Below are 14,757 nucleotides of genomic sequence, written 5' to 3' on the forward strand. Positions count from 1 at the left end.
GCCCCGGCTTCGTGAGAAGCCGGGGCTTTTTGTTGCTCGCCAATCAGCGTCGAATCAACGACGACGGAACAGCGGCAGTGGCTCGTCGGTTGCAGCCTGGTACGTCACGGAGAAGTCTTTGAGGCTCTCCAGCGCTTCGTACGGGTCTTTGTCCGCGCGGATGGCAAAGGCGTCGAACCCGCAGCGACGCAGGTAAAACAACTGATCGCGGAGCACGTCGCCAATGGCCCGCAATTCGCCTTTGAAGCCATAGCGGTCGCGCAACAGCCGCGCATTGGAGTAACTGCGGCCGTCGGTGAAGGCCGGGAAGTTAAGGGCGATGACCTGGAACTGGTTGGCGTCGTCCCCGATTTCCTCGGCCTCTTCGTCGCTGTCCAGCCAAACGCCCAGGCCGCCGTCACGGGCCTTGAGCGCGTGGGCATGTTCACGCCACAGCGCCAGCGGCACGATCAGATCGTCGCAGTTGGACAGGCCGTCCAGGGGGGTGTCCTTGGGCAGCAGGTGCCAGGTCTCGTCCACGACTTCGTTGTTCTTAATGATTCGCTGCATAGACGCGCTCCTTGAAAGGGTCGATGCCGATACGCTGGTACGTGTCGATGAAGCGCTCGTCCTCGTTGCGTTTCTCGACGTAGACGTTGATCAGTTTCTCGATCACGTCCGGCATGTCGTCCTGCGCGAACGACGGGCCAAGGATCTTGCCCAGGCTCGCGTCGCGGCTGGCGCTGCCGCCCAGCGACACCTGGTAGAACTCTTCGCCTTTCTTGTCCACGCCCAGAATGCCGATGTGGCCGACGTGGTGGTGGCCGCATGCGTTCATGCAGCCGGAGATGTTGAGGTCCAGCTCGCCAATGTCGAACAGGTAGTCCAGGTCATCGAAACGGCGCTGGATGGACTCGGCGATAGGAATCGACTTGGCGTTGGCCAGCGAGCAGAAGTCACCGCCGGGGCAGCAGATGATGTCGGTCAGCAGACCGATGTTCGGGGTTGCGAAACCTTGCTCGCGCAGTTCGCCCCACATCGCGAACAGTTGGCTCTGTTCGACGTCGGCCAGAATCACGTTCTGCTCGTGGGAGGTACGCAATTGGCCGAAGCTGTAGCGGTCGGCCAGATCGGCGATGCCGTCCAACTGCTTGTCGGTGACATCGCCCGGCGCCACGCCCGTCGGCTTGAGCGACAGGGTGACGGCGGCGTAGCCAGGCTTCTTGTGCGCCAGGACATTGCGCGAGCGCCAGCGGGCAAACCCCGGGTGTTCCTTGTCCAGTGCCGACAGTTCGGCGCTGAAGTCGGGCAACGTCTTGTAATCGGGGTCGACGAAGTGCCGGGCCACGCGGTGCACTTCGGCTTCGGTGAGGGTGGTCTGGCCGCCACGCAGGTGAGCCATTTCCGCCTCGACCTTCTCGGCAAAGACTTCCGGGGTCAGTGCCTTGACCAGAATCTTGATCCGCGCCTTGTACTTGTTGTCGCGACGGCCATAGCGGTTGTAGACCCGCAGGATGGCGTCCAGGTAGCTGAGCAGGTCCTGCCAGGGCAGGAATTCATTGATGAACGCCCCCACCACTGGGGTACGGCCCAGACCGCCACCCACCAGCACGCGGAAGCCCAGCTCGCCGGCAGCGTTTTTCACCGGCTCCAGGCCGATGTCGTGCACCTCGATGGCGGCCCGGTCAGAAGTCGAGCCGTTGATCGCGATCTTGAATTTGCGCGGCAGGTAGGCGAATTCCGGGTGGAAAGTCGTCCATTGACGGACGATTTCGCACCAGGGGCGCGGGTCAACCAGTTCGTCGGCAGCGACGCCGGCAAACTGGTCCGTGGTGACGTTGCGCAGGCAGTTGCCGCTGGTCTGGATCGCGTGCATCTGCACGGTGGCCAGTTCAGCGAGAATATCGGGAATGTCTTCCAGCGCGGGCCAGTTGAACTGCACGTTCTGGCGGGTGCTGATGTGCGCGTAGCCCTTGTCGTAGTCGCGGGCGATTTTCGCCAGCATCCGGGCCTGACGGGACGTCAGTTGGCCGTAGGGCACAGCCACGCGCAGCATCGGGGCGAAGCGCTGGATATAAAGGCCATTTTGCAGCCGAAGCGGGCGAAATTCTTCTTCGCTCAGCTCGCCGGCCAGATAGCGGCGGGTCTGGTCGCGGAACTGCTTGACGCGGTCCTCGATGATCCGCTGATCGTACTCGTCGTATACGTACATGGTGGTCCTGTTCTCAGGCGATTCACTGCTGCCTGGACGCACAGAGAGGCGATGCGATGTCACCTGCGTTCGGTGCGTCCCAACAAATCTGCGCGCACGGTCGCGCAGCCTCCAACGAGGCCGGGGGAGGTTACCAGTTTGCTGATATGCGCAAAAGTGAAGTTTGAATATAAGCAAAGAACCGGAAGTAATAAGCCCTTCGTCAGCCGCTTTCGCCCTGACTTGTGCAAAGGACAGGCCTCGACTTTACTCTGTCAAGAGCCGAGGTCAACCGTCTTCGGTCGGCGCCGGAGCCTGTGAAAGGCCGTTCGCGGCAGCCAGGCGATTGAGGCGGCTGATGCGGGCGGGCCGCAGGTTCGCTGAGTGGCCGTGCCGCTGCGCAAGGTGCGTCGATGATTTCGATGTCACCGGTTCATCTGCAATCACCCATAAGAAGCACAAGAGGCGATGCAATGAGTAGATCCCATCCTAAAACTGCCAAGTCCGACAGTCGCGTAGACGCCTGGGCGATTCTCTTCCTGATCATCCTCGTGGTGGGGGCCGCCGTTTTCTGGGTCAGCCATCAATAGCAGCGATACCCGCTTCACGCAGGGGTACGACTTACCCGCCAGCGGCCGATAAGGTATAAGCAGACCTAGCGGGTCGGCGAACGACTTATGGGTGATGAGGCTCGGTGTCCATGATCAGGTGTTTCATTGGCTGCCTCATGTGTGGCGTGGCTTGGCTGTGGGGCGGGGCAGCGTGGGCGGCCTCGGTGGTATTTCTCAATCCCGGCTCGGTGCCGGACCCGTACTGGAACAGTTACTCGCGTTTCATGCAGGCTGCAGCGGATCGCCTGGGCATGGGCCTGACCATTCACTACACCAACCGTGACACCCGCACTTTGCTGACCTTTGCTCGCGAGGCGTTGCAAGGCAGTGCGCGGCCTGACTACCTGGTATTTTCCAACGAACTGAACGTCGCCCCGGAAATCCTGCGCTTGTCGCGGGGCAGCGGCGTCAAGCTGCTGGCCGTCAATAACACCTTCACCGCGGATCAATTGAGCATCCTCGGTGATCTGCGCACTCGCTACCCGGATTTTCTCGGCAGCGTCGTGGCCAACGATGAAGAGGGCGGCTACCTGGTCGCCAAGCGCCTCATCGAATCCCGCCCGTCGAACGCCTCAGGCCAGCCAGTGGAAATGCTCGCCTTTTCCGGCACCAACACCACACCGGTGTCTCTGCAGCGGGAGCAAGGTCTGTACCGGGCGCTGGCCGAACACCCTGAAGTCCGCTTGCGCCAGATCGTGCTGGGCGGCTGGCGGCGGGACAGGGCTTACGAACAGGCGCAAGTACTGCTCAAGCGCTATCCGGCCATCAGCCTCATCTGGACGGCCAGCGATTTGATGGCGTTCGGCGTGATCGACGCAGTGGGCGAAAGCGGAAAGCGCCCCGGGGTCGACGTGTCGCTTGGCACCGTCAACGACTCCACGGCCGCGTTGCAGGCGCTGGTGCAAGGCCAATTGAGTGTGGTGGTCGGCGGCCATTTCACCTTGGGAGGCTGGGCGCTGGTGTTACTGAACGATTACGACCGCGCCGACAGCCGCACTCGCTCGCCCATCGGCACTTGGCGCGTGCGGGCGATGCAGGTTCGGGAACGCAGCGACAGTGTCCGCTTCATGCAGGCCAATAACCAGGACGACTATGGCATCGATGTGCGCCAGTTCGTGGGTGGCCACAGCCCGGCGGGTGTGGCGTACCCCTTTGAGCGGGTCGAGGCAGTGCGCTGAACCGGTCACTGAACAGACACTGATGTTCAGCGCGGAGCTCCGCGGTCAGCGGGGCCGACCGACTTGTCTGTCCAGCGGTTACTCGTCATACCCCAGATTCGGCGCTAGCCAACGTTCGGTGACGCGCATCTCCTGGCCTTTGCGGGCGTTGTAACTTTCGACCTGATCCTTGTCCACCTTGCCCACGGCGAAGTACTGGGCCTGTGGATGAGCGAAATACCAGCCACTCACCGCCGCTGCCGGGAACATCGCGTAGTGCTCGGTGAGAAACACACCGCTGATGCCAGGCTTGCCATCGCCCTGCGTCGGATCGAGCAGATCGAACAGCACGCCTTTTTCGGTGTGGTCCGGGCACGCCGGGTAGCCGGGCGCCGGGCGGATGCCGACATACTGCTCCTTGATCAAGGCTTCGTTGTCCAGTTGCTCATCCCTGGCGTAACCCCACCAGGTTTTGCGCACTTCCTGGTGCAGCCATTCTGCGCAGGCTTCCGCCAGGCGGTCGGCCAGGGCCTTGACCATGATCGCGTTGTAGTCGTCGCCCTTGTCCTGATAGGCCTTGGCCACTTCTTCGGCACCGATGCCCGCGGTGGTGATGAAGCCCCCCACATAATCCGTCACGCCGCTGTCTTTCGGTGCGACGAAGTCGGCGAGGGAAAAGTTTGGCTTGCCATCGGTCTTGATCGTCTGCTGACGCAGGTGATGCAACTTCGCCAGAGGCTGGCCGTTGTCGTCGAACAGTTGGATATCGTCATGATCGACTTGATTGGCCGGCCAGAAGCCAAACACAGCCCGACCACGGATCAGTTTCTCGTCGATCAGCTTGCGCAGCATTTCCTGTGCATCCGCAAACAGTACGGTCGCTGCTTCGCCCACCACCTCGTCGGTGAGGATGCGCGGGTATTTGCCGGCCAGATCCCATGAAATGAAGAACGGCGTCCAGTCGATGTAATCCACCAGCACGTTCAAATCGATGTCTTCCAGCACCCGGGCGCCAGTGAAGGTCGGCTTGACGGGGGCATAAGCGGCCCAGTCGAACTGAGGCTTCTTGGCGATGGCCGCACTGTAGCTCAGGCGTTCAGTGCGGGCGCTACGCGCGGAGGTGCGTTCGCGAACCTCCACATACTCGGCGCGGGTTTTCTCGATGAACCCGGCTTTGAGCTCCTTGGACAGCAGTTGCGTGGCGACACCCACGGCGCGAGAAGCGTCGGTGACGTACACGACCGCATCATTGCTGTACTTCGGTTCGATCTTGACCGCGGTGTGGGCTTTCGACGTGGTAGCACCGCCGATCATCAGTGGGAGATGGAAATCCTGGCGCTGCATTTCGCGGGCTACGTGGACCATCTCGTCCAGCGACGGCGTGATCAGGCCGGAAAGGCCGATGATGTCGCATTTTTCCTCCTTGGCCACCTGCAGGATCTTCTCTGCAGGCACCATGACGCCGAGGTCGACGATGTCGTAGCCGTTACAGCCCAGCACCACGCCGACGATGTTCTTGCCGATGTCATGCACGTCGCCTTTCACGGTAGCCATGAGGATTTTGCCCTTGGCTTCCGGCTTGTCGCCTTTTTCCGCTTCGATGAAGGGGATGAGGTGCGCCACGGCCTGCTTCATCACCCGGGCCGATTTCACCACCTGAGGCAGAAACATCTTGCCCGAGCCGAACAGGTCGCCGACCACGTTCATCCCCGCCATCAGCGGGCCTTCGATGACTTCGATCGGCCGGGCGAAGGTCAGGCGCGAAGCCTCGGTGTCTTCGACGATGTGGGTGGTGATGCCCTTGACCAGCGCATGCTTGAGGCGCTCATTGACCTCCCAGCCGCGCCATTCCTCGGTCTCGGCTTCCTTGACTGAACCGTCACCCTTGAATTCGTCGGCGATGGCCAGCAGCACTTCGGTGCCGTCATCGGTGCGGTTGAGCACCACATCCTCCACCGCGTCGCGCAGCTTGACCGGGATCTCGTCATAGATTTCAAGCTGACCGGCGTTGACGATGCCCATGGTCAGGCCATTGCGGATCGCGTGCAGCAGGAAGACCGAGTGGATCGCCTCGCGCACCGGGTTGTTGCCCCGGAACGAGAACGACACGTTGGACACGCCGCCCGAGGTCAGCGCATAGGGCAATTCATCACGAATGTAGGCGCAGGCATTGATGAAATCGACGGCGTAGTTGTCGTGCTCCTCGATGCCGGTGGCGATGGCAAAGATGTTCGGGTCGAAGATGATGTCTTCCGGTGGGAAGCCGACTTCATTGACCAGGATGTCGTAGGAGCGCTTGCAGATCTCTTTCTTGCGCGCCTCGGTGTCGGCCTGACCGGCCTCGTCGAACGCCATGACCACCACCGCTGCGCCGTAGCGCTTGCACAATTTGGCGTGATGGATGAACTGCTCGACGCCTTCTTTCATGCTGATCGAGTTGACGATGCCCTTGCCCTGGATGCACTTGAGGCCGGCTTCGATCACCTCCCATTTCGACGAGTCGATCATGATCGGCACGCGGGAAATGTCCGGTTCGCCGGCAATCAGGTTGAGGAAGGTGACCATCGCCTTCTTCGAATCCAGCATGCCTTCGTCCATGTTGATGTCGATCACCTGCGCGCCGGCCTCGACCTGCTGCAGAGCGACTTCCAGCGCTTCGGTGTAATTGTCTTCCCGAATCAGCCGGGCGAACTTGGCGGAACCGGTGATGTTGGTGCGCTCGCCGACGTTGACGAACAACGACTGACGATCGATGGTGAAAGGCTCAAGGCCCGACAGACGACAGGCTTTCGGAATGTCCGGAATGGCACGCGGCATGTAGTTGGCCACGGCGTTGGCGATGGCCTTGATGTGCGCCGGGGTAGTGCCACAGCAGCCACCGACGATGTTCAGGAAGCCGCTCTGGGCGAACTCTTGGACCACTTTGGCCATTTCTGCCGGAGATTCGTCGTACTCGCCGAATTCGTTCGGTAGACCGGCGTTCGGGTGGGCGGATACGTGGGTGTCGGCTTTGTTCGACAGTTCTTCCAGGTACGGACGCAGCTCGCTGGCGCCCAAGGCGCAGTTCAGGCCCACGGAAATCGGCTTGGCGTGACGCACCGAGTTCCAGAATGCTTCGGTGGTCTGGCCGGAGAGGGTGCGGCCCGAGGCGTCGGTGATGGTGCCGGAAATCATGATCGGCAGCTCGAAGCCTAATTCGTCGAACACCCCTTGTACGGCGAAGATCGCCGCCTTGGCGTTCAAGGTGTCGAAGATGGTTTCGATGAGGATCATGTCCGCACCGCCTTCGATGAGGCCTTTGGTGGCTTCGGTGTAGTTCTCGACCAGTTCGTCGAACGTGACGTTGCGATAGCCCGGATTATTGACGTCGGGCGACAGCGAGCAGGTGCGGCTGGTCGGGCCGAGAACGCCGGCGACGAAGCGCGGCTTGTCGGGGGTTTCGAGGGTCTTGGCGTCCGCCACCTGACGGGCGAGGCGCGCGCCTTCCATGTTCAGCTCATAGACCAGCGCTTCCATGCCGTAGTCGGCCTGGGACACTTGCGTAGCGTTGAAGGTGTTGGTTTCGAGGATGTCCGCACCGGCGTCCAGGTATTCTTTCTCAATGGCGCCGATCACGTCGGGGCGCGTGAGGACCAGCAGGTCGTTGTTGCCCTTGACGTCGCTTGGCCAGTCGGCGAAGCGTTTACCGCGGTAGTCTTCTTCCTCCAGGCGAAAGCTCTGGATCATGGTGCCCATGCCGCCATCCAGAATCAGGATGCGCTCGTTGAGCGCTTGATGGAGTGCTTTGAGACGCGCGTTGCGATCAGACATAGGCCTACCTGGAAGACAAAAGCGAAAAGATGACGATGAAAGGTGCGAAATAATAGCAAACCTGCACGCTTTTAAACCGTGACGCGATTTAGATGAATTCTGTTCATGTTGATGGCGGCTCGCCACAGGTAGAATCGTTCCGGTTTTTTCTTCTCAGGACGTTCGTTCCATGTTGCATCGCGTGTTTGCCATTGTCTTGGCGGTATTTTCCTGCGGTGCAGCGTTCGCGCAGTCACCCTCCGGATCGACCCCGGCGTCTCACCCGGCAATTTCCTACAGTCGTGATATCCAACCGATCTTCACCGAGAAATGCGTAGCCTGCCATGCATGCAACGACGCGGCCTGCCAGTTGAACCTGGGCAGCGGCGAAGGCGTGCTGCGCGGCGCGTCCAAGGTGCCGGTGTACCAAGGGGAGCGCAGCCAGGCCATTGCGCCAACGCGGATTTTCTATGATGCCGAGGGCCCGGAGGCCTGGCGCAAGAAAGGCTTTTACTCGGTGCTCGACGGCCAGAGCAATCAGGCGGCGTTGATGGCGCGCATGCTGGAGTTCGGGCACCGCACGCCGTTGGTGCCCAATGCCAAACTGCCCGATGACATCCAGCTTGGACTCAACCGGGAGAACATGTGCCCGCTGCCTCAGGAGTTCGACGGTTACGCCGCCTCTCATCCGCGGCAAGGCATGCCGTTGGCGGTGACCGGGCTGACGGACGCGCAGTACGACACCTTGCAAAGCTGGCTGGCGGCCGGGGCGCCGGTGGAGCAGGCGCCTTTGCAGCCAAGTGCAGGCGAGGCGGCGCAGATCACCGAATGGGAGCAGCTGTTCAACCGCCCGGGTTCCACGCAAGCGCTGGTCGCGCGCTGGCTCTACGAGCACCTGTTCCTGGCGCACATCTACTTCACCGGCGGCGAGCCCGGGCACTTCTTCCAGTGGGTCCGCTCGCGTACCCCCAGCGGTCAGCCCGTGGACCTGATCGCCACCCGCCGTCCCGACGACGATCCGGGCACGACGTTCTATTACCGCCTGATGCCGGTGCAAGGCGTGATCGTGCACAAGACCCACATCACCTACCCGATGGGGCCGGAGAAGCTGGCGCGGGTCAAGCAGCTGTTCTACAGCGGCGATTGGCATGCCACCGAGTTGCCGGGGTATGGCCCTCAGCGCCGCGCCAATCCGTTCGATACCTTCAAGGAAATTCCGGCCGTGGCGCGTTATCAGTTCATGCTGGATAACGCCGAATACTTCGTGCGCACCTTCATTCGAGGGCCGGTCTGTCGGGGCGAGATCGCAACGGATGTGATCCGCGACCATTTCTGGGCCTTGTTCCAGGAGCCGGCCCACGATCGGTACGTCACCGACGCCGCCTACCGTGCCGAGGCCACGCCGTTGCTGGCGATGCCGGGCCAGAACGATGACGTGGGCAGCGTGCTGAGCCTGTGGCTCGACTATCGCAACAAGCGCAATGCCTATGAGGACCTGCGCCGGGACGCCTACGCGCACATGCCGCCGCCGGGTTGGGCCACGCTGTGGGCCGGCAACGACAACGCGTTGCTTACCATCTTCCGGCACTTCGACAGTGCGACCGTCAACAAAGGCCTGATCGGCGACCTGCCGACCACCGTCTGGCTGTTCGACTACCCATTGCTGGAGCGCACGTATTACCAACTGGTGGTGAATTTCGACGTCTACGGCAACGTCTCCCATCAGGTTCAGACGCGGCTGTATTTCGACCTGATTCGCAATGGCGCCGAGGTCAACTTCCTGCGCCTGATGCCTGCCGACGCGCGCGACGACATTCTCGGCAGTTGGTACCAGAACAGCGGAAAGCTGAAAATGTGGCTGGACTACCAGGCCATCGACGACGACACGCCCACCGGCATGAAGCTGGATGAAAAGGCCCCTCAGCGTGATTTCGAACGCAAGTTGATCGAACGCGCGGGCACGCTCAACGTCGCACCTGACCCGATCAATCGTTGTTCCGGCGCGTACTGCTCACGTCCCGGTATCGGGCCGGTGTTCAGTGACGTGGAGCAGGCACTCAGCCGCTTGGTGGCAAGGCCGGCTGCAGGGCTCAGGGTCATCGATCAATTGCCTGAAGCCACGATGTTACGCATCCAGGACGGCACGGGTAAGCGCATCGTCTACAGCATGCTGCGCAACCGTGCGCACACCAACGTCGCATTCCTCCTTGGCGAGGCCTACCGCTACGAGCCGGGGCTGGACAACCTGACCATCTACCCAGGTGTCCTCACCAGCTACCCGAATTTCATGTTCAACATTCCGGCCAATGAAGTCCCTGCATTCGTCGATGCGATGGAACAGGCTCGCGGCCACAAGGATGCGTTCGAGAAAATCGTCGAGCGCTGGGGCGTGCGGCGCAGCCACCCGCTGTTCTGGACCTATTTCCACGATTTGGACCGGTACATCCAGGAAACCGAACCTCAGGAGGCGGGCGTGCTGGACATGAATCGGTACGAGAATCTCTGACACCCGAAGCGGGCGCACGGCGGGCGATTGACCGAAAAATCCTGATAAATCATGGCTCGCAGCCATTATGCAGCCCGTCAGTGCCTGCGAACCTTTTGCCCGACATCGACTCCGACCCCTGAGTCGCCCCCGCGAGACCTGGGCCTTTTCGAAGGCTGAGATCGCGGGTCAAACTGGTGTGAGCAAGAGGTTGCAGATGTTGATTTCGGTTCAAGCCCTGCGGGCACTCGCCGCGTGGGTCGTTGTATGTCACCACTTCATGCAGATTTTTTTCGACTTCCATCCCAGCGGCCCGATTGGCCGTTTCTTCACCGAGAAAGGCGCCGTGGGCGTCGATATCTTTTTCGTCATTAGCGGGTTGGTGATCTACCTCTCCACCGTCGACAAGGACATTCCCGCTCGCCGTTTCATGCTCCATCGCATCATTCGCATCGTCCCGGCCTACTGGCTCTACACACTGGCCATGGGGCTGCTGGTGGTCATGGCCCATCCGTTGTTACCTCACCAGGTGGTCGATTGGCAGAGCTTTGTCCTGTCGCTGCTGTTCATTCCTTCGGAAAACCCTGGCGGCTATGGCTTGTACCCCACGCTGAACGTCGGCTGGACACTGAACTACGAAATGCTGTTCTACGTGCTGTTTTCCATGGTGTTCCTGTTCCAGCAACGCTTGCGCCCGTTGATCATCGCCGCGGCCCTGGTGGCGGTGACCGACGTGTTGGGGCGCTCGGGGCTGGTCAGCCGGTTTTACGGGAACGACATTGTTTACGAATTCCTGCTGGGGATCGGCGTGGGTATCTTGTACCGCCGTGGCTGGATCGCCGAGCGCTTGTGGTTGCCGCTGCTGGCCATCGGCGCGGCGTTGCTGACCATCAAGCAATTGCCGCCAGACCTTCGCATCATCAACTGGGGGCTGCCCAGTGCGGTCATCGTGGTGGCGTGCCTGTCGCTGGAGCCTTACCTGCGCGGCAGCCGACTGCTCAAAGCCATGGGTGATTGCTCCTATTCGGTGTATCTGTTGCACGTACTGGTGCTGTACGGGGGCTGGCTGGCAACCGAGCGCTATGGCCTGAACCCCTACGCAGCGTTTGCCGTGTGTGTGCCGATCATCGCCCTGGGGGCGTGGCTGAGTTACGAATGGATCGAGAAAGGTCTGTACCGTCGCCTCAAGGGCTGGCTGGACCGCAGGAGAACGGTCGAGCAGGGTACCGCAGCGCGTTGAGAATGGTGATTGGGACTATTACCTGAGCGAATTACTGGGACTTTGTCAGTTGCCGTGGAATGGCGTAAACTCCGCCCCACGTCTGCGAGGAAATTTCATGACCGCTATTACGATTACAGATGCCGCCCACGATTACCTGGCCGATCTGCTGCAAAAGCAGAACACCCCTGGCATCGGCATCCGCGTGTTTATTACCCAGCCTGGCACCCAATACGCTGAAACCTGTATCGCTTACTGCAAGCCCGGCGAAGAGAAACCGGAAGACAAGGCCGTCGGCCTGAAAAGCTTCACCGCCTGGATCGACTCGTTCAGCGAAGCGTTCCTGGAAGACGCGGTGGTGGATTACGCCACCGACCGCATGGGCGGTCAACTGACCATCAAGGCGCCGAACGCCAAAGTGCCCATGGTCAACGCCGACAGCCCCATCAACGAGCGCATCAATTATTACCTGCAGACCGAGATCAATCCCGGCCTGGCCAGCCATGGCGGTCAGGTGACGCTGATCGACGTGATCGAGGAAGACGAGCGCAACATTGCGGTGCTGCAATTCGGAGGTGGTTGCCAAGGGTGCGGCCAAGCCGATGTGACACTCAAGGAAGGCATCGAGCGCACCCTGCTGGAGCGCATTCCTGAGCTGTCCGGCGTGCGCGATGTGACCGACCATACGCAGAAAGAGAACGCCTACTACTGATCGGCGGCTCAATTGCGCAAAATGCCCCGACTCGTCGGGGCATTTTCATTTGCGTCAGGTGGCGCTCATGGCTGGCATCAAGGCCTGAACAGATGCGCATGGCCGGCGCGATACAGCGATGACTCCCCGAACACTTCATTGCCCAGCACCCGGCCTACCAGAATCAGCGCGGTGCGGCGGAAGCCCTTGGCTCGCACCTTTTCTTCGATGTCTGCCAGCGTTCCCTGCGCCCAGTCCTGATCAGGCCAACTGGCCCGATGAATCACGGCAATCGGGCAGTCGGCGCCGTAATGCGGGGTCAATTCCGCGACAATGTTCGCCAAGTGCTTGACCCCCAGGTGAATGGCCATGGTCGCCCGGTGCCGAGCCAACTCGTGCAGCGATTCGCCTTCGGGCATGGCGGTGTTGTTGGCGTATCGGGTCAGAATGACGCTTTGGGAAATGTCCGGCAGCGTCAGTTCGGTCCCGAGCAAGGCCGCACACGCTGCCGTGGCAGTGACCCCCGGGATGATTTCGAATGGAATGTTCAGCGTGCGCAGGCAACGGATCTGTTCACCGATCGCGCCGTAGAGGCTAGGGTCGCCCGAATGGACCCGTGCCACATCCTGGCCTTGTGCATGAGCGGATTTCATCAAGGCGATGATCTGATCGAGGTGAAGCGCCGCGCTGTTGATCACCTGGCTCGCTCGATGCCCCTCCAAGAGGGCGGGTGGGACCAGCGAGCCGGCGTAGATGATCACCGGGCAGGTGCGGATCAGACGCTGGCCTTTGACGGTGATCAGGTCAGGATCGCCAGGGCCTGCACCGATGAAAAAAACAGTCATTGAAACTCCGAAGGGCTGAAGCAGGGGCCGACCCCTTTGAACCTCATGTTTCGCGAAGACGTCGGGCTAAGCGTGTAGTGAAGAGGAAGGCGAAACCTGGGCTCGGCTAATGGCCATTGCCAGGGTCGCACGCGTGCTGTGGCGGCGTTCGATCACCAACTCGGCGGGTTGGTGACTCAGGTGGGTGGCCAGCGCCAGGGCCGAACTTTCGGCCACCCCGTAGCAGCCAGTGTGGTTGAAGGAGACCTGCGAGCGGTGGCTGAGGCGGGATTCGAAAGCCACCAATTGCCCCGCATCGAAAAAATGCAACGGCAGTGAAAGGTGTTCGGCGAGCTCAAGCAACCCGGCCTCCGTGGACTTGGTGTCGATGGAGGCGAGGGCGGTGATCTCGTTCAGGGCCATCCGATGTTCGAGCAGCGTGACTTCGACCAACCCCATCAACACCTCCGCCGGGCAACCGCGCTGGCAGCCAAGGCCGATCACGCGGACCGGTCGAGGAGGGCGTGCGCTCATATTGCAGGGTCTAAACCGGCTTGGGTCTGACGGGCGTCCTGGCGGCGGAACAACCACGCGCTGATCAGGCCCATCGCCACCCAGAACAACGCGTTGGTCAACAGCGAAGCCACTTTGAATTCGGCCTCCAGTGCCTCGGGCGCCAGCGCGGCATGCACCTGCGGCTGCGGTGCGCCGATCACGTGCGGCACCACCAGAATCGCGGCGCCGAGCGCTTTCAACAATCCGCTGCGGGCAAACACGATCAATGCCAGTCCGACGGCCGTGGATGCCGCCGTACCGATCCACCAGATCTGTCGTTGGGTCAGGTCAGCCGCTGCCGTACCGGGCAACTCGGGCGGCAAGCCCAGCGTGGGCGCCAGGACAAACACCGCGTAACCGGCCAACCCCCACAGCGCGCCCTGACGAACGCCAGCGGGCTCGCGCAAGGTGTACAGCGCCGCCAGCATGAGCGAGAACCCGACCGCGACGACCAAGTTGCCACCGGTGGTGGACAGGACACGCTGCCAACCGTCCTCCGGCTCCCAGGCTTGCTCATCGTGCACATGGCCGCTCATGGCGCCTTCCGCGTGCTCATGCATTTCGGCGGCCGGAGCCTTTTCGTAGGTTTCTGCCTTGAGGATCAACGGCGCGACCCAGAAACTTTGCAGCAACGTCAGGATCAGGGCCGCGAGCAGCCCGGTGAAGCCGGCCGTTTGAGCGATACGCTTGAACATGGGAGCGAACCTCAATGGCAAGGGAAGGCGGAGCTGTGACGGGTATCGTGGGCGGCATTGTGGACGGCCGCGATGTGAGAGAAACCGGCGAAGTAGACCAGGCAGGCGCCAAGCACCATGGCGCTGATGGCGGCGGTCAGGCGTTGGGTCAAGGTGCTGGTAGAAGAGGCGGTATGGCTGGCGGTGCTGATCGACATGGCGGTTCCCTCGTGGTGTTGGCGTAGGGAAGGCGCAAGCGAGCCACGGACGGTCGTCAGTCGCGAACTCAACAGCGCCCGCCCACCGCGGGTTTGTCAGGTGTCAATGTCGGGCCGGTCTCCGGGCTTGCGAGGGGCACCGAAGATGCCTTCAAGAATCGCCTTCCCATATCGCTGACCGACACAGTGGATCTGATCCTTCGCTCGCTTACCGTTGCGGGGGCAGCACCGGACTTGCGCAGAGTCGCCCTCTGCACGCACCGGTTTCCCGTTTCACCCTGTGAAGGGCACCCGTAACAAGGTGTGTAGGAGAGCATGGCGGCGCGCAACCGTCAATTGGCCGCGTCGTCGCCAACGGACACTT

11 protein-coding genes and 1 riboswitch are annotated in these 14,757 nt (G+C 61.5%); of the genes, 4 read left to right on the forward strand and 7 right to left on the reverse strand.

The window, feature by feature from the left end; genetic code table 11:
• Positions 1-54: 54 nt before the first annotated feature.
• Together N5D61_RS01750 and N5D61_RS01755 are read right to left on the reverse strand one after the other, a co-directional pair.
• Entirely contained in the window at positions 55-549 is a 495-nt protein-coding gene (locus N5D61_RS01750) for a DUF934 domain-containing protein (protein ID WP_108236510.1), read from the reverse strand.
• The gene (locus N5D61_RS01755; protein WP_108236511.1) at positions 533-2,191 is read right to left on the reverse strand and encodes a nitrite/sulfite reductase; all 1,659 of its coding nucleotides are present in this window, start codon (positions 2,189-2,191) and stop codon (positions 533-535) included. Before N5D61_RS01755 ends, N5D61_RS01750 begins: the two co-directional genes overlap by 17 nt.
• A gap of 679 nt (positions 2,192-2,870) precedes the next feature.
• Here N5D61_RS01755 and N5D61_RS01760 point away from each other — a divergent pair.
• The gene (locus tag N5D61_RS01760) at positions 2,871-3,959 is read left to right on the forward strand and encodes an ABC transporter substrate-binding protein (RefSeq protein WP_279890534.1); all 1,089 of its coding nucleotides are present in this window, start codon (positions 2,871-2,873) and stop codon (positions 3,957-3,959) included.
• A gap of 78 nt (positions 3,960-4,037) precedes the next feature.
• Here the strand turns inward: N5D61_RS01760 and metH are convergent, their stop codons facing one another.
• Entirely contained in the window at positions 4,038-7,748 is a 3,711-nt protein-coding gene (metH, locus tag N5D61_RS01765) for a methionine synthase (RefSeq protein ID WP_279890343.1), read from the reverse strand.
• 169 nt (positions 7,749-7,917) lie between these two features.
• Between metH and N5D61_RS01770 the strand changes: the two genes are divergently transcribed.
• The 3 genes from N5D61_RS01770 to nfuA all read left to right on the forward strand — a co-directional run bounded on the left by N5D61_RS01770 (position 7,918) and on the right by nfuA (position 12,143).
• The gene (locus N5D61_RS01770; protein WP_279890344.1) at positions 7,918-10,233 is read left to right on the forward strand and encodes a fatty acid cis/trans isomerase; all 2,316 of its coding nucleotides are present in this window, start codon (positions 7,918-7,920) and stop codon (positions 10,231-10,233) included.
• Positions 10,234-10,429: 196 nt separating this feature from the next.
• Positions 10,430-11,452, forward strand: coding sequence for an acyltransferase (locus N5D61_RS01775; protein WP_108236515.1), 1,023 nt, complete (start codon positions 10,430-10,432; stop codon positions 11,450-11,452).
• Between the two features lie 97 nt (positions 11,453-11,549).
• Entirely contained in the window at positions 11,550-12,143 is a 594-nt protein-coding gene (gene nfuA, locus N5D61_RS01780; protein ID WP_108236516.1) for a Fe-S biogenesis protein NfuA, read from the forward strand.
• Positions 12,144-12,220: 77 nt separating this feature from the next.
• Here the strand turns inward: nfuA and cobM are convergent, their stop codons facing one another.
• The 4 genes from cobM to N5D61_RS01800 form a co-directional block, all read right to left on the reverse strand.
• Positions 12,221-12,967: a precorrin-4 C(11)-methyltransferase gene (gene cobM / locus N5D61_RS01785; protein ID WP_279890345.1), complete on the reverse strand. Its 747-nt coding sequence runs from the start codon at positions 12,965-12,967 to the stop codon at positions 12,221-12,223.
• Between the two features lie 66 nt (positions 12,968-13,033).
• Positions 13,034-13,480, reverse strand: coding sequence for a cobalamin biosynthesis protein (locus tag N5D61_RS01790; protein ID WP_279890347.1), 447 nt, complete (start codon positions 13,478-13,480; stop codon positions 13,034-13,036).
• Entirely contained in the window at positions 13,477-14,196 is a 720-nt protein-coding gene (locus N5D61_RS01795) for a CbtA family protein (RefSeq protein ID WP_279890349.1), read from the reverse strand. Before N5D61_RS01795 ends, N5D61_RS01790 begins: the two co-directional genes overlap by 4 nt.
• A gap of 11 nt (positions 14,197-14,207) precedes the next feature.
• A complete protein-coding gene (locus N5D61_RS01800; protein WP_108236520.1) occupies positions 14,208-14,393 on the reverse strand; it encodes a CbtB domain-containing protein in 186 nt (61 codons plus the stop codon).
• Positions 14,394-14,487: 94 nt separating this feature from the next.
• A riboswitch (cobalamin riboswitch) is annotated at positions 14,488-14,703 on the reverse strand.
• Positions 14,704-14,757 lie beyond the last annotated feature (54 nt).

Origin of the sequence: Pseudomonas sp. GD03842, from assembly GCF_029841165.1 — a bacterium.
Lineage (GTDB): Bacteria > Pseudomonadota > Gammaproteobacteria > Pseudomonadales > Pseudomonadaceae > Aquipseudomonas.